The sequence below is a fragment of the Acinetobacter sp. Ac_3412 genome, from assembly GCF_013072675.1.
Lineage (GTDB): Bacteria > Pseudomonadota > Gammaproteobacteria > Pseudomonadales > Moraxellaceae > Acinetobacter > Acinetobacter higginsii.
Genome location: NZ_LXUJ01000007.1, coordinates 21,432 through 45,330, shown reverse-complemented (window position 1 = coordinate 45,330; position 23,899 = coordinate 21,432). Strand labels below are relative to the sequence as shown.

15 protein-coding genes are annotated in these 23,899 nt (G+C 43.8%); 2 read left to right on the top strand and 13 right to left on the bottom strand.

All coding sequences use genetic code 11. The features are described from left to right. Positions 1-7: 7 nt before the first annotated feature. From A7P54_RS03630 to A7P54_RS03580, 11 genes are all read right to left on the bottom strand, one after another. Positions 8-1,468 carry a right-handed parallel beta-helix repeat-containing protein gene (locus tag A7P54_RS03630; protein WP_171548685.1) on the bottom strand — a complete coding sequence of 487 codons (1,461 nt, stop codon included), beginning with the start codon at positions 1,466-1,468 and terminating at the stop codon, positions 8-10. A gap of 20 nt (positions 1,469-1,488) precedes the next feature. Then, on the bottom strand, positions 1,489-2,328 hold the full coding sequence (gene aroD, locus A7P54_RS03625) for a type I 3-dehydroquinate dehydratase (protein WP_171548684.1): 840 nt from the start codon (positions 2,326-2,328) through the stop codon (positions 1,489-1,491). A gap of 166 nt (positions 2,329-2,494) precedes the next feature. After that, positions 2,495-3,124: a protocatechuate 3,4-dioxygenase subunit alpha gene (gene pcaG, locus A7P54_RS03620; protein WP_171548683.1), complete on the bottom strand. Its 630-nt coding sequence runs from the start codon at positions 3,122-3,124 to the stop codon at positions 2,495-2,497. Positions 3,125-3,136: 12 nt separating this feature from the next. Then, entirely contained in the window at positions 3,137-3,862 is a 726-nt protein-coding gene (gene pcaH / locus A7P54_RS03615) for a protocatechuate 3,4-dioxygenase subunit beta (protein WP_004806145.1), read from the bottom strand. 10 nt (positions 3,863-3,872) lie between these two features. After that, a complete protein-coding gene (gene pcaC / locus A7P54_RS03610) occupies positions 3,873-4,286 on the bottom strand; it encodes a 4-carboxymuconolactone decarboxylase (RefSeq protein WP_005187383.1) in 414 nt (137 codons plus the stop codon). 32 nt (positions 4,287-4,318) lie between these two features. Continuing rightward, positions 4,319-5,671, bottom strand: a complete 1,353-nt coding sequence (locus tag A7P54_RS03605; RefSeq protein ID WP_171548682.1) for an MFS transporter — start codon at positions 5,669-5,671, stop codon at positions 4,319-4,321. Positions 5,672-5,712: 41 nt separating this feature from the next. After that, on the bottom strand, positions 5,713-6,498 hold the full coding sequence (gene pcaD, locus A7P54_RS03600; RefSeq protein WP_171548681.1) for a 3-oxoadipate enol-lactonase: 786 nt from the start codon (positions 6,496-6,498) through the stop codon (positions 5,713-5,715). Positions 6,499-6,502: 4 nt separating this feature from the next. Further along, positions 6,503-7,852: a 3-carboxy-cis,cis-muconate cycloisomerase gene (locus A7P54_RS03595; RefSeq protein WP_171548680.1), complete on the bottom strand. Its 1,350-nt coding sequence runs from the start codon at positions 7,850-7,852 to the stop codon at positions 6,503-6,505. Between the two features lie 8 nt (positions 7,853-7,860). Beyond that, positions 7,861-9,069, bottom strand: coding sequence for a 3-oxoadipyl-CoA thiolase (gene pcaF / locus A7P54_RS03590; RefSeq protein WP_171548679.1), 1,209 nt, complete (start codon positions 9,067-9,069; stop codon positions 7,861-7,863). A gap of 86 nt (positions 9,070-9,155) precedes the next feature. Beyond that, on the bottom strand, positions 9,156-9,809 hold the full coding sequence (locus tag A7P54_RS03585; protein ID WP_171548678.1) for a 3-oxoacid CoA-transferase subunit B: 654 nt from the start codon (positions 9,807-9,809) through the stop codon (positions 9,156-9,158). A gap of 2 nt (positions 9,810-9,811) precedes the next feature. Further along, a complete protein-coding gene (locus tag A7P54_RS03580; protein WP_171549189.1) occupies positions 9,812-10,495 on the bottom strand; it encodes a 3-oxoacid CoA-transferase subunit A in 684 nt (227 codons plus the stop codon). 252 nt (positions 10,496-10,747) lie between these two features. Between A7P54_RS03580 and pcaU the strand changes: the two genes are divergently transcribed. Further along, positions 10,748-11,572 carry an IclR family transcriptional regulator PcaU gene (gene pcaU, locus A7P54_RS03575; protein ID WP_005213079.1) on the top strand — a complete coding sequence of 275 codons (825 nt, stop codon included), beginning with the start codon at positions 10,748-10,750 and terminating at the stop codon, positions 11,570-11,572. A 181-nt stretch (positions 11,573-11,753) separates the two neighbouring features. Here pcaU and A7P54_RS03570 read toward each other — a convergent pair whose 3' ends face one another. Further along, the gene (locus A7P54_RS03570; RefSeq protein ID WP_171548677.1) at positions 11,754-12,554 is read right to left on the bottom strand and encodes an OmpA family protein; all 801 of its coding nucleotides are present in this window, start codon (positions 12,552-12,554) and stop codon (positions 11,754-11,756) included. A gap of 63 nt (positions 12,555-12,617) precedes the next feature. Continuing rightward, positions 12,618-21,683: an ESPR-type extended signal peptide-containing protein gene (locus tag A7P54_RS18900; protein WP_252728585.1), complete on the bottom strand. Its 9,066-nt coding sequence runs from the start codon at positions 21,681-21,683 to the stop codon at positions 12,618-12,620. A 530-nt stretch (positions 21,684-22,213) separates the two neighbouring features. Between A7P54_RS18900 and aspT the strand changes: the two genes are divergently transcribed. Further along, positions 22,214-23,899 carry an aspartate-alanine antiporter gene (gene aspT / locus A7P54_RS03525; protein ID WP_171548676.1) on the top strand — a complete coding sequence of 562 codons (1,686 nt, stop codon included), beginning with the start codon at positions 22,214-22,216 and terminating at the stop codon, positions 23,897-23,899.

Genomic DNA, 23,899 nt, shown 5'->3' with positions numbered 1-23,899 from the left:
TTGCCGTTTATTTCAGTTTTACAGCTGAACTGAGTTCAGATGTCGCACCTACACGGTCAGTGATCGTTGCTGTCACTGAAGCAACTTGCGCTGTTGGTTTCCAAGTCAGCGTTGCGGTTCCTTGTGCATTGGTTGCGGCAACCGCTGAACCTAAATAAAACTCTGCTTCATTTGGATTTGCAGATGAGTTTCCAAAAAACTCGACCTGATAACGTTGGTTCGGCTGACCTTTGACTTCGACTGCAATTTGTCCTTTAGACAAGGTTAATTTTGGTGCCTGAATATTTTGATTCGGTTGTGCATTACAGCCTTGCTCATCGGGTGCGTTACAGGTTTTTTGCAAGTTGGCAGGATCAATTTTGACCCCATGACCACGTGAACCCACAAAATGTGCATGCTCTAAACCCGGGATATCAAAGATAATCGCGCCGACGCGTTGATTCGGTACACAACTTCCACCCGCCTCACAACGTTTAATGTCTTTGCCGTTATTCCAGATTAAGTTTTTGGTCAGGGTAATGTGTGCATTGGCATCTTTCTCAGAGCGAATCGCGATTCCCACCCGATTGCCATGTACTTTATTGCTGTCAAAAATGTTGCCATCACCGGTCAGGTTAAAACCATTGGAGTTATTGGTCAGTTCGTTATAGGCAATATAATTGCGCTTGCCCCAGTTGATCTGCAAGCCATCTGAATAGTTTTCAAATTTATTGCCGACGACCGCATTGTCATTGCCCCACAATATTTCAATCCCTTGTGAAGGTTCAGGATTTGCTGCTGTAGAAATAAAATGGTTATTGGCAACTAAGTTAAATGCTGCGCCACGAGTCAGTTCAAGCCCGTCACCATTGTCCTGAAAGTAGTTATTCAATACTTTGTTGTTATTGGTGGTGGTCGCTGTTGGATTGCCCTTGCCATCATCGCCAGTCAGCATCACCCCTGCACCACCATAGTTGTGCATAATGCGGTTGTTTTGAATAAGGTTATTGCTGGCACGGTTCATTAAAATTCCGATACAGAAATGACGGATTTCCAAACCTTGAATCGTTACTCCATTGATGTCGCGTAATACGATACCCGGCAAAGTTGTGGTACGGACATTGGTCCCGAACTGCCCTTCAACCGCACCAGGACAGGCTTCAACACCAGTTCCTTTAATATAATTCGATCCATCGACTGCAATAAACTCACCTGTTTTTGCCCATTGCGTCCCAATGATTTTTACAGGCGCTTTGATCTCAGGTAATGGACTGTTGACCTTAATGGCATAAGGCGCTTTACCTACTGCCTGAATCAGAATCTCGCTGGCTTCAGTCGGCTTGCTATTGGCTTGTTCAATTGCCCAACGCAAAGAACCTTTATCTTTATCATCTTGATAACGATCAACAACATAAGTTTCTGCTGCTGCCATTCCCGAAACTGCCATCGCCACAGCTAAAGTGCTTAAACGTAAGTAAATTGCTTTCATGTCTAAAAATCCTTTTTAAATTATTGTGTAGGTTGAACCGTTTTTAAAAACTGTTTCAGTTGAGTCACGTCAATTTGACCGGGTGCCGATGCTTCACCAATCATGCCAAAGCTAAAGCTCCCCCCCATATTGGCCGTGGCGATGCGGGAAATCGTGCCAAGTTTGCCCATCGACATGGTGAGTAATGGCTTTTTGGACTGTTGACTGACATTTAAGGTCGCATTCATCAGGGTAAATACATCCTGCTTGCTTTGTGGCATGACTGCGATTTTAAGAATATCTGCCCCTAACTCATCCTGCTTGAGTAAGCGTTTGATGATTTCAGCCTCAAGCGGTGTTTTTTGAAAATCATGATTTGACATCACAATCAGCACTTTTTTCGCATGCGCCAATTTGACTGTATTCTTCACAATGTGCTGATCACGGAACATTTCCACATCCAGCATGTCCATAAATGGCTGCTGTAAATACGCTTGATAGGTCTTGCCATAATCTGCATCGCTAATTGTTAATTGCCCACCTTCGTTATGGGTACGGATGGTGGCAATCATCGGCTTAACGCCCAGAATCTGTTTTAGCTCTTGGCCCAAGGCAATCACTTGCTCGCTATCATTGGCAAAGTTCAGTAAATCAATCCGAAACTCAGCGAGATCTGCATCAGCATTCGCTGCAATCACTTTTGCCTGAGCAATTGCCTGCTCTTTGGTTTTGGCTGTGATTGGTACAATAGTTTTCACAGGCAGCTTTGCCAGTTCAGCTAACTCGACCTGCTTTTGCTGATGCTCTTGAGCTTGTGCGGTTTGAACCATCAATAAGGGGCTAACAAGCAACATTACTGCTGCCAGTGTTTTCATTTTCATCTGTATCGTCCTTAATAAATTTTTTGCAACTCTGCGAAGTCTTGCCGAGTTCTCATCTCATTTTTAATCTCTCCTCACCCATCAACAGTGAGGAGTATTTTCAATTTCAGGATCTAAGTGATTCCGTAATCAGTCATATTTGAAAGGAAGATATTTAAAGCAATGTCTAAATATCAAAGAACACGGTTTCATCATCACCCTGAATACGAATATCAAAGCGATAGACCACTTCACCATCCACGTCACTGCGTTTGGCGATTAAAGTCTGGCGACGTACTGCCCACTCAATGCTGTTTAACACTGGATCATTGGCATTGGCATCCACCTCATCATCAAAATAGATACGGGTGTGCAAACCGATATTAATGCCGCGTGCAAAAACTGCGACTGCGATATGCGGTGCCTGAATTGAGCCTTTACGGCCTGCAACAGCGTCTGGTTTTACCGTATTAAAACTCCAGAATCCTGTTTCAAAATTGGCTCCTGTACGCCCCCAACCAAGAAAATGTGGATCGGCAGTTTTACCTTGAGTATCCGCCTGACTTGGATAAACACCATTTGCATCCGCCTGCCAGATTTCCAGCAATACATCTCTTAATGGCAAACCCAGCCCGTCAAAGACTTGACCTTCCAGACGAATACGTTGCCCCTGCGTTTGCTCATTGACTAACTGGTTATCGAAGTTATGCTCAAATACTTCAATATTGGCTTGTTGCGGTAATAAACCGATATGAACATAAGGACCACCTGTTTGTGATGGGGTTTCCTTTAATTCCTGAAAATTCCATGCATTCATCGTTGGTCTCCCTTAAGTCAAATCATTTTCAAAATAAGTCGCACGACGACCACGCAGATGAATATCAAAGCGGTAACAACGGCTATCTGCTTCAATGAAATTGTTTTTATCTTCCAGTGCAATCAAGGCACGACGCTGATCTTCGGAAGGAATGGTTTTTAAAATCGGGCAAGTATCAATCAGCGTATCGCCTTCAAAATAGAACTGCGAAATCAGACGCTGAGCCCAACCATCTGCGATTAAAGAAAAATGGATATGCGCTGGACGCCATTCATTAATTCGATTACGCCACGGATACGGACCTGGTTTGATGGTACGGAAAATATAGAAGCCATTTTCATCGGTTAAGGTACGGCCACAACCACCAAAATTAGGATCCATGGCACCAATAAATTTGTCATTTGGATGACGATAACGACCTGATGCATTGGCCTGCCACACTTCTAATAAAGCATTTTTCACAGGACGGCCAAACTGATCACGCACATAACCATGCACAATGATACGTTCACCCACAGGTAGACCTTCTTTGGCATAGTTCAGGATCAGGTCATTATCTTTAGGACCAAAAATACTTGGTGAAAAATGCGGTGAAGTGACTTCAGTCAAGGTTTCATTAATTGAGATCAATGCATTCTTTGGCGAGCGTAATACACTGGTCTTATAACCGGGTGTATATGCTGGCGGATGATCATCGGTATTACGTTGTGGGTATGCACCTAATGTATGCTTTAACATGCCTGTCTCCTTAATCCTGTGGTTGTGCTGCAATGGGCTGCACGTCAATGCCAAGTTCCTTAAAGACTTCTTCGGCCATATGCATGGCTGCATTGGCTGCTGGCAAACCTGCATATAAAGAACTATGCAAGATCAGTTCTTTCAGTTCATCCTTGGTGACACCATTGTTGAAGCAGGCACGCAAATGCATTCTAAGTTCATCTTCTCGCCCCAAAGCCAATAAGATCGCAATCGTGACCAAACTACGGGTATGACGTGGCAAGCCTTCACGTGACCACACTTCACCCCAAGCAAAACGACTAATAAAATTCTGGAAATCCTGATTGAAATCATTAAGGTTCGCCAAAGAGCGGCCGACATGCTTTTCACCCAACACTTCGGTACGGACTTTCAGTCCTTGTTGATAACGTTGTTCATCATTCATGAACGTTGCTCCTCATCTTGAAAATATGAGCCTTAGGTTGCATCGGTATGAGCAACTAGCGATTTAACAAAAATTGCGATGGCTGCCGCTGTAGCAGGAATCATCAGCAAACTGAGAATGGCGGTAAATGACCAGTCATTGCCCAATAACACGGCACCAATCCACGCACCAAACACGGCACCAAAACGACCAATCCCTGTCATCCATGCAATACCAGTTGCACGACATTGGGTTGGATAGAAGCGCGCACTTAACGCTGGCATAGACGATTGCGCACCATTAATGGCAATCCCTGCACAGAGCACCAAAACAGCCAATAAAGTTGGATTGCTCAAGCTTTGCCCAACAGCAACTGCAAATAGGCCTGCAATAAAATAGAAGCCCGAAATAATGCGATTTGGATTAAAGCGATCCATTGCCCAACCAATGAACAAGGCACTGAGTACACCACCGAACTGGAACAATCCTCCGATAAATGCGGCACGCTCCATGGTTGCGCCCGTTTCACGCATCAAGGTTGGTAACCAACTGGTCAGCAAATAAATCACCACTAACCCCATAAAATAGGTCGACCACAATAAAACTGTGCCTTTGGCATATTGTTTAGAGAACAGCATGCCAAACACATTTTTCTTTTCTGCAACAGCAGACTGTTCTTCTGGAATATGAAAATGCTCAACTGTTTGAACTTTTTCAGGTGCAATATGACTTAAAATTTTGCGGACTTTTGCAGGGTCTTGACCTTTCACGATCAGGAAGCGATAAGATTCAGGTAATAAGAAAATCACCAACACCATCAGAATTAATGGTGTCCATCCACCCAATAAAAACAGACTATGCCAACCAAAAGTCGGAATCAGCCAGCTGCTGATAAAACCACCTGTAGCCATACCTAAGTTGTAGCCACAGAACATACAGGTCACCAATAAAGAGCGACTCCGTTGCGGGCAATATTCCGAAAACAAGGTGGTCGCATTCGGCATCGCCGCGCCTAAACCAATACCCGTTAAAAAGCGTAATACCACCAAACTGTTTAGGTCTGGCGCATAAGCCGAAGCCAAGGTAAAACCACCAAAAATTAACATGGAGATGGTTAAAACAATTTTTCGTCCAAACCGATCAGCTGTTGGTCCTGAAACCAGTGCACCAATGATCATGCCACCGAGTGCAGCACTCATTACTGGCCCGAGTTGGGAGCGATCAATGCCCCAATCCTGTGCCAAAGCAGGTGCAATAAAACCCATTGCGGCAGTATCGATTCCATCGACAAATACAATCAGAAAACAAATAATTGCGATCATCCATTGATACTTGCTCACAGGTGCCTCATTAATCAGTGCCTGTGCATCCATACTGTTTTTTTGGGCAGCAAATTCCTGTGCCATAGTTGCCTCCTTGTAGGCGAATTCCTTTCTAACCCTTATGGTTATATGTTTTGAATAAACTTGGACAATGTCTGATTGAACACTTGTGGCTGTTCAATATTGGATAAATGCGACGCTGCCAAGATTTCAAGCTGACTGGTTGCAATGAGTTGATGCATAAACTCTGCATCTTGAACCGTTGTGACAGGATCGTACTGCCCTGCAATAATTAACGTTGGAATCTGAATTTGATACAGTTGATCTCGAACATCTGCATCAGCTAAAGCACGACATGCATTGGCATAGCCTTGTGCAGGTGTCACGGCAAGACTTTGAATCGTCTTTTGCGCTAAAACATCATGCGCATAATCAAAGTGTTCACTAAACCAACGTGTATGCGTGGTCTTTACAATTTCAGCCAAACCGTTTTGTTCAACACTCTCTGCACGGGTATTCCACGCTTCGGCAGTACCAATTTTTGCAGCTGAATTTGCGACGCTAATACTGTGAAAACGTTCAGCATGATGAATTGCTAAAGCCAATGCGGTAATCCCACCCATTGAAATACCGCAGAAATGAGCTTTTTCAATCGCTAAGGCATCCAGAATATCGACCGCATCTTCTGCCAGATTTTGCAAGGTGGTATGAGCAATGACTGCGCTTGTACCATGTCCGCGCGTGTCATAGGTGATGATTTGGTAATGCTCGGTCAAAGCCGAAACCTGTGCCTGCCACATGCTGTGGTCAGTTCCCAAAGAGTTAGAGAACATGATCACAGGTGCATCTTTGCGCCCTTGAACCTGAACAGCCAGCGGATGTCCCTGACGATTATTGATATGCGTGATCATGTGCTTACTCTCCTTTTGCTGCGTGTAGCACGGCATCAATTTGGGCTTGAATATTGCCAAGGTAAGATGCTGGCATGAACAATTCATCCAATGCCTGATCATTAAAATGAGTGCTAACTTCATCCATCGCTGACAAGATGATTTTTAAATGCTGCTGTTGAGCAACGGCTTGCCGGCAGGCCTGCTCAACCAGATGGTGTGCATCTAAACGACCAATCTTGGGCGCAAGTGCCATCATCACTGCTTCGGCCATGATTAAACCTTGTGTACATTCAAGATTGCGTTGCATCGCCTCTGCATTGACTTGCATATGCTCAAGCACATCACAACCACGTTCCAAAGCACCCGCACATAACTGGAAAATTTCTGGAATTGCCAACCATTCTGCATGCCATGCACCCAAAGCACGTTCATGCTCTTGCACCATGCTTTGATACACGCTTGCCATTAAGGCGGGCACACGATTGGCTGCTGCAAGAATTGAAGCTGCTGCCACAGGATTACGCTTATGTGGCATAGTCGATGAACCACCACGCCCTTTTGCTGTTGGTTCAAAAACTTCTGCGATTTCGGTTTGCATCAGCAATGACCAGTCTTTTGCCATCTTGCCAACATTGCCAACAATCAAAGCAAGCATACTGGCAAGTTCAACCATACGGTCGCGTTCACCATGCCATGTACATTCTGGTACGGTTAAATTGAGTTGAGCTGCAAAAGCTTCGACCACCGCTGAACCTTGATCTTGTAAAGATGCCAGTGAACCTACTGCTCCACCGAGCTGTGCAGTCAATATGCGAGTTTTCATTGCTTGTAAGCGATCAAGATCACGTTTCAAAGCTGCTGCCCAGCGTGCAAATTTATGCCCCAAAGTAATCGGCAAAGCTTGCTGTAACCAAGTGCGTCCAATCATGACTTGATGGCGATATTGCTGGGCTTGCTTTAAGGAAATTTGATAGGCCTGTTGCAGTTGCTTTTCGATCAATGCCAAGGCGTCTCGGCACTGCAGAATTGTTGCTGTATCAATAATATCCTGACTGGTCGCGCCCCAATGTACATAGCGTGAAGCTTCTTCATCCTGCTGTTTCACCAAAGCGGTGAATTGTTTGACCAATGGAATCGCAACATTACCAGCCAGTCCTGCTGCTGTAGCCAACGCATCTAGATCGATTTGTGCTACAGCATTGTGTCCAACCTGTTCAATGATCGTTGCTGCCGAAGCAGGAATCACATTGACCTGTGCCTGAGCTTTGGCTAAAGCCACTTCGGTCTGGATCATATATTTCAATAACGCTTCGTCACTAAAAATGTTAGTGACTTCAGGCTGATAAAATAAGCTGGCGTATAACTGGCTCATGACAGACCTCACTCAACACGTTGAATAATCAAGGCGATGCCTTGACCAACACCAATGCACATCGAACATAAGGCATACTGACCTTTGATCTGTTCAAGTTGATTTAGAGCCGTCGTCACCAAGCGTGCACCTGAAGCACCCAGTGGATGACCCAAGGCAATTGCACCACCATTCGGGTTGATTCGTGCATCGTCATCACTCAAACCTAAATCACGAGTTACCGCTAAGGCTTGTGCTGCAAAGGCTTCGTTCAACTCAATCACATCCATCTGCGCTAGAGAAAGATTGGCTTGTTTCAGTAATTTTTTGATTGCAGGCGCAGGTGCAAAGCCCATAATCCGTGGTTCAACTCCGACCGTCGTCGCCGCAATGATTTTGGCACGTGGCTTGAGTTGATATTTTTCCAAGGCGTCGTCCGAAGCAATCAACACTGCGGCTGCACCGTCATTAATCCCAGAGGCGTTGCCAGCTGTAACAGTCCCTTCGGCTTTAACTACACCTTTAAGTTTGGTCAGTGCCTCTAATGTCGTTGAGGCACGTGGATGCTCATCTTTATCCACCACAATGGCATCGCCCTTACGCTGTGGAATCGTCACAGGAATGATTTCATTGGAGAAGAAACCCTTCGCTTGTGCAGTTGCAGTACGTTCTTGGCTGTTGAGCGCAAACTGATCTTGATCGGCACGATTAATATTGAATTGTTCCGCCACGTTTTCCGCGGTTTGCGGCATGCTATCTACGCCATACATTTCTTTGAGTTTTGGATTGATAAAACGCCAGCCCATAGTGGTGTCTTCAATCTTTTGACTACGGCCAAAGGCACTGTCGGATTTGCCCATCACATAAGGCGCACGGCTCATGCTTTCCACACCACCTGCAATAATCAGATCTGCTTCATTGGCTTTAATCGCCCGTGCCGCCATCGCAATTGCATCCAGTGACGAACCACATAAACGGTTCACTGTGGTGGCTGGCACTTGATAAGGTAAGCCTGCCAATAAGGCTGACATACGTCCAACGTTACGGTTATCTTCACCTGCTTGGTTGGCACAGCCATAGATCACATCATCGACTTGCTGCCAATCTACTTTTGGATTGCGTTGTATAAGTGCCTGAATTGGAATGGCTCCCAAGTCATCAGCACGTACAGCTGCAAGACCGCCCGCATAGCGACCGAATGGGGTACGGATGGCATCAATGATATAAGCGTTTTTCATGTGTTTTTCCTTAAAAATCTCCCCTAGCCCCTCTTTGTAAAGAGGGGAACTCCTCCCTTTTTTAAAGGGAGGTTGGGAGGGATTCATTATCCCTGAGTCGCATCAATCAACTGAGCACCTGTCAACACCTGTAACTCCTCAAAGCTCAGGCCATCCACTTTTTCAATCACTTTTAAACCATCTACGGTCACATCAATCACACACAGGTCGGTATAAATCCGATCGACACATTTCAATCCCGTTGCTGGATATGAAAGAGTTTCAACAATCTTGGGTTCACCTTGCTTGGTATTGTGATCGGTGGTGATAAAAACTTTCTTGGCACCGACAGCGAGATCCATCGCACCTCCCACCGCAGGAATCGCATCTTCTGCACCGGTATGCCAGTTGGCTAGATCACCATTGGCTGCCACTTGAAAAGCACCCAGTACCGCGATATCCAAATGGCCGCCACGCATCATGGCAAAGGAATCACCATGATGGAAAAAACTGCCGCCTGTGAGCATGGTCACATATTCTTTACCTGCATTGATCAGTTCAGGATCTTCTTCACCTTTGGCAGGTGGTGGACCGAATGCCAGCAAGCCATTTTCCGAATGCAGGAATACATCTTTATCCGCAGGCAGATAATTGGAAATCTTAGTTGGTAAGCCGATGCCTAGATTGACATAAGCACCATCAGGAATATCTTGTGCCACACGTTCAGCAATCTGGTCACGGCTTAGTTTTTGATAGCTCATGCTTATTCTCCTACGCCAGTCGTCGCATCGACAGCGACCACATGCTGTACAAAAATCCCAGGGGTAATGATGTGTTCAGGATCAAGCTGACCGAGTTCGACCAATTCAGACACTTGTGCAATGGCGACATCCGCAGCCATCGCCATGATCGGACCAAAGTTACGTGCAGATTTGTTATAGACCAGATTGCCCCAACGGTCGCCTTGATGGGCTTTGATTAAGGCAAAGTCAGCTTTGATTGGATATTCAAGTACATGGTCTTTGCCATCGATATGACGAGTTTCCTTGCCTTCTGCCAATAAGGTACCAAAGCCAGTTGGGGTAAAGACTGCACCGAGGCCCATACCCGCAGCTTGAATACGACACGCCAGATTACCTTGCGGTACCAACTCCAATTCAATCTTGCCAGCACGATACAGTTCATCAAAGACCCATGAATCAGACTGACGTGGGAAGGAACAGATAATTTTGCGTACTGCACCTGTTTTAAGCAGTTTAGCCAAACCATAATCGCCATTGCCTGCATTATTATTGACAATGACAAGGTCTTTAATGCCAAGTTCGATCAGTCCATCAATCAGTTCAGCGGGTTGTCCTGCGGTGCCGAAACCACCAATCATGATGGTTGCCCCATCTTTGATTTGCGATAGCGCCTCGGTTAATGAGAGCGTGCTTTTATCAATCATCTGACTACTTCCTGTACGATGCAGCACTCGACTTAATTTCATCCTGAAAACCGATGAAATTAAGTCGAGTGCTTTGTTCGGATTTCTTCTATTCATTCTTGATAAATTCTGCGCTCACTTCTAGACATTGAAGTGCATTTTGTTCGATGATTATTTTTTCTGTTCGATCATCGAACATTATCCAAGTAAAATAGTTATCTTTCGCTTAGAATGTTTTTATAAAGAACCCGTTTTAGCAAGGATGTCTAAATTATGGAAAATGATCAGGAAAAGAATCCGCGTTTGATTCATCATAACGAAAATAAAAAGACCATTCGGCATGAAGACTTTATTGCAGGAATCGCGAAAGGCTTGGCAATTTTAGAATGCTTTGGCCCCGAACGACATCGCTTGAATATGAGTACCGCCGCTGAAAAAACGGGCATGACCCGCGCGGCTGCACGACGCCATTTACTCACTTTAGAATACTTAGGCTATTTAGATTTTGATGGGCATTATTATTATTTATCTCCCAAAATTCTTAAATTTTCTGGGGCTTATCTCGATGGTTCCACACTTCCTAAAATATGCCAGCCCTTATTAAATCTTTTAACCAATCAAACCTCATTGATTTATTCGGTGATGGTTTTAGATGGTTATGAAGCAATTACCATTGCCCGTAGTGCAGCTCACCAACAAACTGATCGAGTCAATCCTTATGGCTTACATTTAGGTAATCGGCTCCCTGCCCATGCAACTTCTGCTGGCAAAATTCTGCTTGCACATTTAACGCCAGAACAACAAAAACGATGGTTAGAAAAATACCCGTTAAAACGTCTAACCAAATATACCCATACCGAAACTGATCTATTTTTAGAATTACTGCATGAAATCAAAGAACAAGACTGGTGCTATTCCTGCGAAGAACATGAATTGGGGGTGCATGCTGTGGCTGTACCGATATATGATTCCAATGCAAGCGTGGTTGCTGCCTTAAATATCGTTTCTCCGACTATGCGCACCACCAAGGATTATTTAATTGCCCATATTTTACCTTTACTACAAGAAACGGCTCGCGATTTACGTCAAATCATTTAATCAGACAAAAAAAGCCACATCTGGAAATGTGGCGAAAGGTGTATTGCTGCTACGGCTTATGTCCGTATCTTTAAATTACCTACCCTTGCTTAAATGAACATTAAAGTTTTTAACGATCATTATGTTTTATGTCTCGGTGTGTAAACAGGAGTCAAGCAAACTGCTTTAACCAAACCCATAATTACCAACTCACATTGACGCGTCGATTTGGTGCAAGACAACCGATCAATTGTTGATTATGCTGATCGCCTGTACATTGCTGATATACATCAGTTTTACTATTGGCCTGTATTTGAATACGATTTCCATCAATACCTTGAGCAACCAATAACTTCGCAACTGTATTGGCCCGCTGCGAAGACAAACGATAGTTGTAGGCGAACTTACCCAAAGGATCGGTAAAGCCTGCGACAATAATCGGAGTATTTGAACTTTCTGCTTTTATTCTTTGAGCAATATCCACAATCGAGGTTGTACCCGTCTCAATCGCGGTTTCATCAAAGCGATCAAAAGCAAAGAAGATACTGGCTGCCTTCGTTGCAGCTACAGGAGCAACGACAGGTTTCTCAGGTAATTGATTATTCTCCCCCCATGCAATCAAACCCTCACATGCTTCTCCTTTCCACGAGAGTCTTTCGGCAATATAGTGTTTATCAAAATCAACTCTTAGCTGACAACGTTGATATTTTTGTGTTTTGGGGATACGGATATCAAGTACATAATTCCATGTTTTAACAGAAAAAATCCCTTCACTAAATTGTGGATTTCCCAATAGATGACGAATTTGATCTTTGGTTAAACCCGTATCTAAACGTGCAACGCTGTCATATTCATAACGTTTCACTTGCTTTAGATAGCTTTTATCGACATTGGGAAAAGTGACTTCACCCTGCAGAACCTGTTTCATATCATCGGCTTGTGCGTAGATTGAAGAAAACCCTATCGCCAACACGCTGATCATCAATAATGTATTTTTTCTCATTTCTTGCTCCAAATTCTTATAAATTTATGTTGGGAGAGTCTAGCTCTCCCTTTGTTCATTATTTTAATCAAGCACAGTGCTCACGCCGACACGCACCAATGCCCCACCTTGACTGCCAAGCGCAGCACCACTGGTGAGTGACCAACGACCATTATCTGCAGTTTTTCTTAGAGTCACACCTACAGCATTCTGATTATTATAATAACCAGCGCCAACGGCTAAGGTGACTTTACCAGCTACATATGGGGCTTGTTCTAATGCCGCATTTGCAGCGATACCCGCAGACATTTTTTCTTCTAAATTGTCAATGCGCCCATTGGTTTCATAAAAGACTTGCTCGATTCGATCACCCAAGTTATTAATTTGATTACCCATATTAATATTAGCTTGATTCAATGCACCAAGCGCATCTCCTACATTGTTATAGGATCCATTATTTACATTGTAGGTTGGTTCAGTAAATTTGCCATTTTCATACTTCGCACCGCCACCAAGTGAGTTGGTAATGTATTGGTTAGAAGCGTTCAACTGAGAACCATTCACCGCTTCTTTTGAGGTACTATTTACGGCTCCATCTGCAACATTGCTAATGACTTTATTACCCGCATTAATACCCGCTTTGGTAATCTGAACATCGCCAACGGTTACATTATCCGCGGTCACTTTCTGAGAGGTTACCGTTTTAAAAGTAACATCATCGGTTGTTGCAACTTTGAACTCTTTACCACCGGAACTATTTACAGTTTCTGTGACCGTCATATTTTGACCTGCAACTACTGTAGAATGCTGTCCCGCTTTTTGGTTAATTGAGCTAATGGCATCATTGATGTTGGTCGCACCTGTTCCACCAATATTGGTAATGGTATTTCCATCACCACCAACGAAAGCTCCATCCCCCAACATGTCATGCAATTGACTACCATTCACAGCATCTTTACTGTTTTTAGCGATGCTACCCTCTGCAACGTTGGTGATTTTTTTATTACCTGCATCAATTCCACTTTGAGTGACACTCGGCCCATCTTTAATGGTTAGACCATTGTTATTAAGCGTGGTATTTCCGGCTTGGACACTATCGACTTTAATATCTTTCGCCAAATCAACTGTGACATTATTCCCCGTATTATTAACTTTGATATTTCCATCTTTATTTGCAAAATCAACGGTATCTGTTGGTTTTACTTGGCTTGAATTTTGCCCATTGGTGGTTAAATTCCAACCTTTGCTCACCGTTTGCACAGTATTATTCACTGATTTAATCGCATCATGGATGGTACTTTCACCAGTGTTCCCGATATTGTTATTGATAAATGTGCCTGTGTTTGGATCATAAGTGGTTGTGCCACCAATGATGTTTTTCACGCCATCTCCAACTGCAAATAATTGACTGCCATTCACCGCATCAGTCGAAGTGGCATTCACATCACCTTTGGCCACGTTGGTGATCTTTTGATTGCCCGCACTGATTCCATTCTTGCTAATACTCGGACTATTTGCGATTGCATTGCCACTGGCATCCACAAAGCTAAGACCATTACTATTGATCAATGTTCCTGCTGCGTTGACGCTATTCACCGCCAAGTCTTTGGACAGTTCAATCGCAAGCTTACCTTGATCTACCTTGGTTGTGATATTGCTGTCTGCACCAACCACATCCACCGTTTGTCCCAGTTTCTTCTGAACTGAATTACCATCTGCCGCAGTTAAACCAAAGCCACTATCAGTTAAGCCAGTTTGGATTTGTTTCAATTGTTCTTCTGTCGCTGCACGACCTTGAGTGGCAAAGTCGGCACTGCTGATATCTTTATTGCTTAAACCTTCAAGTGTCCCTTTGCCTGCTTCTAAAGTCAGGGTATTTGCCGTGTTTTTAACAACCACTTTGCCTGCTTCTAGTTGTGTTTGAGTCGCTCCATTATCAATCGTCACGCCTGTCTGACTCAGCACGGTTTTATTTGTTCCCGTACCCGCAGTGACCGTATCAATATTCAGATCTTTGCTTAAACTAAAATCAATCGTAGTGGTACCTTTGCCATCATTTACCGCAGTCGATTTAAGGTTGCTTTCACCTGTGGCTAAGCCGATATCGACCGTATCCGTTGGCTTCACTTGCGTTGCAGCCAAGTTACTGTCTGATTTTACATTCCAGCCCTTGTTGGCATTCTGTGCAACATCACTGACTGACTTTAATTGTTCCTCGGTCGCAGCCTGTTTACTGCTATAAGTCGCGCTCGGGTCCCATGCGGTATTGGTCAAACCATTGATTCGACCTGTCACACCATCCACCGTAACAGGGTTGCTGCCTGTGCCTGATCCAATTGTGACTTGATTGGCGAGACGAATATCCACATTATTGCCTTGATTGCTGATCACAAGGTTGCTGTCTGCATTGGAAATATCTACAGTACCGTCAGGTGCAACATTGCTCTTGCTGGCTGCATTATTATTGGTCGTTAGGTTCCAACCCTTATTGGCAATTTGCTGAACTTCATTCAATTGACTGCCGTTCACAGCATCAGTCGAACTCGCATTTACATCACCTTTGGCTACATTGGTGATCTTTTGATTGCCCGCACTGATTCCATTCTTGCTAATACTTGGGCTATTCGCGACCGCATTGCCACTACCATCGACAAAGCTAAGACCATTGCTATTGATCAATGTTCCTGCTGCATTGACGCTATCGACGTTCAAATCTTTGCTTAAACTGAAATCAATGGTGGTCGTGCCTTTACCATCATTCACCGCAGTCGATTTAAGGTTGCTTTCACCTGTGGCTAAGCCAATATCGACCGTATCTGTCGGCTTCACTTGCGTGGCGGCTAAGTTACTGTCTGATTTTACATTCCAGCCCTTGTTGGCATTCTGTGCAACATCACTGACTGACTTTAATTGTTCTTCAGTCGCCGCCTGTTTATTGTTATAAGCTGCGTTCGGGTCCCATGTGGTATTGGTCAAACCATTGATTCGGCCTGTCACACCATCCACCGTAACAGGGTTGCTGCCTGTACCTGATCCAATCGTAACCTGATTGGCGAGACGAATATCCACATTATTGCCTTGATTGCTGATCACAAGGTTGCTGTCTGCATTGGAAATATCTACAGTACCGTCAGGTGCAACATTACTCTTACTTGCAGCATTATTATTGGTCGTTAGGTTCCAACCCTTATTGGCAATTTGCTGAACTTCATTCAATTGACTGCCATTCACCGCATCAGTCGAAGTGGCATTTACATCACCTTTGGCTACATTAGTGATCTTTTGATTGCCCGCACTGATTCCATTCTTACTAATACTTGGACTGTTTGCGATCGCATTACCACTGCCATCGACAAAGCTGAGACCATTGCTATTGATCAATGTTCCTGCTGCATTGACGCTATCGACGTTCAAATCTTTGCTTAAACTGAAATCAATGGTGGTCGTGCCTTTACCATCATTCACCGCAGTCGATTTAAGGTTGCTTTCACCTGTGGCTAAGCCGATATCGACCGTATCCGTCGGCTTCACTTGCGTGGCGGCTAAGTTGCTGTCTGATTTTACATTCCAGCCCTTGTTGGCGTTTTGTGCAACATCACTGACTGACTTTAACTGTTCCTCGGTCGCAGCCTGTTTACTGTTATAAGTTGCGTTCGGGTCCCATGTGATATTGGTTAAACCATTGATTCGGCCTGTCACACCATTCACCGTTACAGGGTTGCTCCCTGTACCTGAACCAATCGTGACCTGATTAGCGAGACGAATATCTACATTATTGCCTTGATTGCTAATCACAAGGTTACTGTCTGCATTGGAAATATCTACAGTACCGTCAGGTGCAACATTACTCTTGCTTGCCGCATTATTATTGGTCGTTAGGTTCCAACCCTTATTGGCAATTTGCTGAACTTCATTCAATTGACTGCCATTCACTGCATCGGTTGAAGTCGCATTCACATCACCTTTTGCCACGTTGGTGATCTTTTGATTGCCCGCACTAATTCCATTCTTGCTAATACTTGGACTGTTTGCGATTGCATTTCCACTGCCATCGACAAAGCTGAGACCATTGCTATTGATCAATGTGCCTGCTGCGTTGACGCTATTCACCGCCAAGTCTTTAGAAAGTTCAATCGCAAGCTTGCCTTGATCCACCTTGGTGGTGATATTGCTGTCGGCGCCAACCACATCCACCGTTTGTCCCAGTTTCTTCTGAACTGAATTACCATCTGCCGCAGTTAAACCAAAGCCACTATCAGTTAAGCCCGTTTGGATTTGTTTCAATTGTTCTTCTGTGGCTGCACGACCTTGAGTGGCAAAGTCAGCACCACTGATATCTTTATTGCTTAGACCTTCAAGCGTGCCTTTGCCTGCATCTAAAGTCAGGGTATTCGCTGTGTTCTTAACAACCACCTTACCCGCTTCGAGCTGCGTTTGAGTCGTTCCATTGTCAATCGTCACGCCTGTCTGACTCAACACGGTTTTATTGCTACCCGTTCCCGCGGTTACCGTATCAATATTCAGATCTTTACTTAAACTAAAATCAATCGTGGTGGTGCCTTTACCATCATTCACCGCAGTCGATTTAAGATTGCTTTCGCCTGTGGCTAAACCGATATCGACCGTATCTGTCGGCTTCACTTGCGTAGCTGCTAAGCTACTGTCTGATTTTACATTCCAGCCCTTGTTGGCATTCTGTGCAACATCACTGACTGACTTTAATTGTTCTTCAGTCGCAGCCTGTTTACTGTTATAAGTTGCGTTCGGGTCCCATGTGGTATTGGTCAAGCCATTGATTCGACCTGTGACACCATCCACCGTAACAGGGTTGCTGCCTGTGCCTGATCCAATCGTGACCTGATTGGCAAGACGAATATCCACATTATTGCCTTGATTGCTGATCACAAGGTTGCTGTCTGCATTGGAAATATCTACAGTACCGTCAGGTGCAACATTACTCTTACTTGCAGCATTATTATTGGTCGTTAGGTTCCAACCCTTATTGGCAATTTGCTGAACTTCATTCAATTGACTGCCATTCACCGCATCAGTCGACGTCGCATTCACATCACCCTTTGCCACATTAGTGATCTTTTGATTGCCCGCACTAATTCCATTATTACTGATACTTGGGCTATTCGTGACCGCGTTGCCACTGCCATCCACAAAGCTGAGGCCATTGCTATTGATCAATGTTCCTGCTGCGTTGACACTATCGACTTTTACATCTTTGGCTAATTTAACCGTGAGCTTGTTATTTCCATCAGCCACAACACCAATATTGTTATCTGTCAATTTGCTCGCATCTGTTATGCCACCAACGACATTTAGTGTTTCTCCAAGTTTACGCTGTACATTGGCACCGCTATCTGCTTGAAAGGTCAGTGCTGTATTGGCTAAATCCTCAATTGCAGTATTGGTTTGATGCAACTGACTACCATTAATCACATCCGTACTGGTGGAACTGATTCGACCTGCTGCAACATTAACGATGGTACGTTCATTCCCGGTACTACCCACGCTGACACTGGAAGAATTGGTAGGTGTACCCGCAAAATTATAGGTCTTGCCATTAATTACCGTACTGGTTGTTTGTACATAATCGGCAGATTGCGAACCACTACCAAGTGCAACTGCATTGCTATGATTAACAACTGTATTTGCACCTATGGCAGTCGCACCTTCGGCTGTTGCCTGTGCATTGGTACCTTGAGCAATGGTATTGGTATTTAATGCTTTGGCATTGAAACCTTGTGAAATTGCTGCGCTACCTGTCGCTAAAGCATTTGCACCAATCGCAGTTGCATTATCCGCAATGGCTTGTGCATTGTTCCCTTGCGCAATGGAGTTAAGATTTAATGCCTTAGCTGAAACACCTTGCGCCAACGCATTTTCCCCGTCTGCTTTTGCCTGTTTACCTAAAGCAACCCCATTTGCTCCAGTCGTCTGTGCATCTAGACCAATCGCAATTGCATCTTTCGCCTCAACTTTGCTGTTTTTACCCACCGCAATGGTATTTTCTTCGGTTGCACGAGCAGTATTGCCCAACGCAATTGCACTTTGGATTTGAGCAAAACTATCTGTACCAATGGCGATGGTATTTGCATTGAGGTTGTTGTCAATTTCATTTTTGGTTGGGTTGGCTTTTCCTGAAATTGAATTGTTCCCCAGTGCAATCGCATTGGTTGCATAACTTGTGGCTTGCGTCCCTGTTGCAATTGAATCGCTGGCATTGGCATTGGCTTGTTTACCTGTCGCCAAGGCATTGGTTCCAGATGCCGATGCTTGCGTACCTAAAGCCAGTGCATCTGTACTTGAGGAACGGCTGCTAACCCCAACTGCAAGCGCACGATCTGCACTGGCCCGAGCATCATAACCTTGCGCAATACTTTCCTCTCCTCGTGCAATGGTTTCTTTACCAATCGCGATCCCTTTACTGTTGGTCACCAGTGCATTCGTACCAATTGCCACCGCATCATTGACTTTACCATTGCTGGTTTGTGGCTCTGATTTCGCATCTTTACCAATGACAATACTGTTCTCACCACGACTGATCGCATGCTGACCGATCGCAACACCCGCTGCATCATATGCAATCGTTCCTGTTGAACCAATCGTGGTCGCATTATCACCAAGAGCATAGACCTGCGAACCAATGGCGGTACTGTTTTTATTCTGGGCAATGGCTTCAGGCCCAATTGCAACCGCATCGACCCCAGAAGCACCTTCATTATTTTTGTTACCAATCGCCTCAGATTTAACACTGATATATTTGACTCGGCTTGCCTCAACGGCTTCTTGCATTTGAGCCAGATTCACCGCATCTGTACCCACTTTACCTGGTGCCAAACCACTAATTACCGTATTTGGTCTTAGATTAATTTGCTTAGAGGTTGCATCTGTATAAGTCACAGCATTATCAATACTTGGCAGCACAGCACCACTTGAAATTGCACCTAAAGCGTCAACTACGGTGTTGTATTTATATTCCTTGCCATTATTATCTTTCAGCGTGATTTGAGAATAATTGCCGTTGTTGTCTACGCTGACATCGCCGCCAATTAAATTCCCTACTTTTTCTTGAGCAATTTTCAACTGTCTCACGTTAACTGCATCATAACCATCTGCACCATCATCCACATGGGCGATTCGACGGTTAAATGCGGCTACACCCCCTGAACCATCGGAACCCACTGAGACCACGCCCTGATTACTGGTTTTAGATGAAGTCAAATAACCCGTTTGTGTTTCAGCTAAATCTTTTGAAGCGACTGAGTTAGAACCCAACGCAATACTATTGTCCTTAGACCACGCATTAATCCCGACAGCAACACCATTATCTGCATTTTTCTTGGTTCCTGTACCGGAACCGTCATCAATACCTTCTACTTTTGAAGCAGCCCCAATCGCCACTGCACCTTGATTGTCTGCACTTGCTAAATAACCAACAGCAACAGCCGCCTGACCTGAAATTGAACGTCCACCAATCGCTGTGGTATGGTCAGTTTCTTTGGCATTTTGATTGGATAAATAACCAATACTGACATTTTCCTCGCCCGCGGAAGCCTGACCCGATTTCGAACCAATCGCAATATTATAATTTCCCGATGTCCCATTGGACGCTTCCAAACCAATGGCGATATTTTCATTTCCCTTAATGTTTTGTCCTGCATTGGTACCAATTGCAATATGGTTTTGATTACTATTCCCTGCATTATTGACCGTACCTACACCCGCATTCGCCCCTAAAGAAATGGCACTGGTACTATTCGCCTGAGCACCAGACCCCAACGCTGTTGAATTTGCTCCACCAGCTATTGCACTATCACCCAAGGCTATTGCTGAACCAGAAGCTGCTTTTGCCCCTTGACCGATCGCAGTGGCATTGGATGCAGAAGCTTCTGCACCAGCCCCTAACGCAGTCGCGTTCTCGGCACTTGAAATTGAATTAGAACCTACAGCGACGGCATTTTTGGTGCTGGTACCACTAATTTTTGCAGCATCACCAATCGCAATCGAACTGGTAATTTCCATCGTATCCGTCGTCGCTGCCTGCCCAATCACGGTATTTTTATTGCCTAGTGCTTTGGTGTCTTTACCAATCGCAATTGACTCTATGCCATCAGTAGCAGGTGTACCCGCAACAGTTGCTGTTCCGACAACGGCATTATTGCCAATTGCCACTGCATCTTTAGCCGCTATATTGGTCACAGCCTTTGGTCCCACCGCCACTGAGTCGGTACCGTCTGCAACAGAATCATCTAAAACTGAAGTTGCATGGAAATATTTAGCGCGTTCAATCCCTGCATTTAACAAGTCTTGTTCAACTTTATACAGTTGATCACCAGTCACAACTTCCTTAGATCCAGAACCGACAGTGGCATTTTTAGTCACTGTAATTTGACCATTATCGATCACAACCCCATCGACTGTAACTTTATCAAAACTAACCTCTGGCTTTGTCGCAACAGTCAGATTATTTCCTGATCGGGTAATCGCAATATTTGCGCCATCTGAAAACTGTACTGTATCAGAAGATTTTACTGATGTTGCCGCATCACCATTTGCTTGAATTTTCCAGGTTTGATTCGATATTCCCCCAACCGATGATTGTAAATTTGCAATATCTCCTTCATTCACAGTAACTCGATTAGTTAGTGAGGAAATATCACCAGTGTTTTTAGATACGCTCGAGTTTATTGACGTAATATCACCTGTATTTTTCGCAACACTGGAATTTAATGATGAAATATCTGAGCTATTTTGACTGACTTTATTATCAACAGTTTTCAACTGCCCAAAAGTTGCAGCATCATCATTATTCACCCCATCACTCAATCCAGAGATTTTATTGCTTGTACTATCCACCACCACCGTCCCCACGGTGACATTCTTAAAAGCAACATTATCCGATGTAGAAATTGTGTGCTTTATATTCAACGGATCACTATTATCTGTAACGACTTGTATATTATTTCCTTGAATCACTTCATCGGCATAGCTCGTCCCTATCCCCACTGTCAAATTGACCAGTATGACCGCAGCTGAGACTTTGATTGTTTTTGATTTTACACTTGATTTAGCTAGCTCAGAGACCGCCACCCAAACACCAGTTGAAGCATTCCACACCAGTTTATAGACTTTATTCATGATTATTTCACCTTATCGTTTTATGTATATTTTTAAAGTATTTAGTTTGAATAAAATATAAACTTAAACTGATTTAACTCTTGGTAACTTCAAGTAACTCTTTATTTATACTTTTGTTTTTAAAATGTAATTTACAAAAATACAATTTATTTTTAAATTATTTAAAATCCACCCCACAATCGAAATTAATAAAAAAAATAACCGATATAAATCAAAATATTAATAATTTATTATAAAAACTTATCTATTATTTTAAAATTATTTAAATAATACAAATAACCCGTAATTACTCATATTTCGACCTGTTTCTTTGTGTAACTTTATTTTATCTTTCGTTAAGTTAAGTTTTTATAAAAACAGTTTATAATAAAAAAGTTTAGTTTTTATAGTAACTTAGGTTAAATATATAAAAACACAATAAAATCAATAGATTTGCACAGAATCGCTCTGAGGCGTATTTTAAAAAAACATGAAAAATAAATAAATTTCAAACCTAAAGATAGATCGAATAAGAAAAGTGAGATCGAAAAATGATTGAATGGTTACAAGGCGAATTAAAACATAGTCCAGAAATACTATTGTTCTTATCCTTGGCAATAGGTTTCTGGATCGGTCAATTTCAATTCGGAAAATTTCAGTTCGGCGGTGTGGCGGGTTCTCTACTTGTTGCAGTCGTACTCAGTCTAATTGGTGTTCCCGTCGACAATGGCGTCAAAGCCATTCTGTTTGCATTGTTCATTTATGCGGTTGGTTTTGAAAGTGGCCCTCAGTTTTTTAAATCACTGGGTCCACAATCAATCAAAGAAATCCTATTAGCTGTCTTTATGGCGGTCAGTGGCTTAATCACCGTCTTGGTCATGGCGAAGTTATTCCATTTAGACAAAGGTTTAGCCGCAGGACTCGCTGCTGGCGGAATGACACAATCCGCGATTATTGGGACGGCGGGTGATGCAATTTCCCGACTCGACCTGCCTCTGGCTGAAATTCAAAAACTACAGGCCAATGTCGCAATCGGATATGCCGTCACTTATATTTTTGGTTCATTGGGTGCCATTATTGTCTGTGTGAATATTCTGCCTAAATTTATGGGCAAAGAAATTCACGATGATGCTTTGAAAGCACAATCCGAACGCCTCAAAGGGGCTTTTGAACTGGCGCCTGGTCAAGAACTGGCGATGCCTGAAATTGTCGGACGCATTTATAAAGTCAAACAAGCCAGTGGACAAACGGTTGCAGAACTTGAAGCTAAACAAACCAGCATTACCATCGAGCGCTTAAAGCGTAAAGATCAATTGATTGATGTTGCACCAGAACTACCTTTACAAACAGATGATGTGATATTGCTGGTTGGCCGTCGTGCCAGTGTTGTTGCTATTTCAGACCAAATTGGTACTGAGTTACAGTCCTCACAAGGCATGGAAATGATTATGGATACGACGGATGTCATCCTAAGAAATTCCAAATATATCAATCGCAGTCTCGGCGATATCAAAGCCAATACCCCTGCTTATTTAAAACATGGGATTTACGTGCTGACGATTAAACGCAATGATGAAACTCAAAGCTTGAGTGATGACACGGTTTTACATCAAGGGGATGTGATTACCGTGTATGGGACTAAAGGTGATCTTGATCGTTTAGTCAAAGAAGCAGGCACTGCACTGCCAGAAAGCTTAAAGACCGATTGGATTTTCCACGGCGCAGGCTTGGTCGTCGGTTTATTGATTGGTTTGTTTGTGGTTCGTATCGGCGATGTCCCTCTAACACTTGGTGCAGGTGGGGGTGCTTTACTGTCAGGGCTTCTGTTTGGTTGGTTGCGCAGTCGTAATCAAGTCCATGGCAACATGCCTTTAGCGGCATCGCAGCTACTGAAAGATTTGGGGCTTGCAGGATTCGTTGCTGCTGTAGGTTTGCAATCTGGTTTACAAGCCATTCAAACCATTAAAGACAGTGGTCTTTCACTATTTATGATTGGTGTTGTGGTCACATTGGTACCACTGATTCTGTCCATGCTTTTTGCACGTTATGTACTGCGTTATGACAACGTTGCTGTTATGGCAGGCGCCTTGTCTGGCTCGCGTAGTGCCAACCCTGCCTTTGGTGCAATTTTAGATAAAGCTGGAAACTCGATTCCGACCGTGCCTTTTGCAATCACCTATGCCTTGGCAAACGTATTCTTAACCTTGCTTGGCCCACTGATTGTTGGCCTTGCTTAA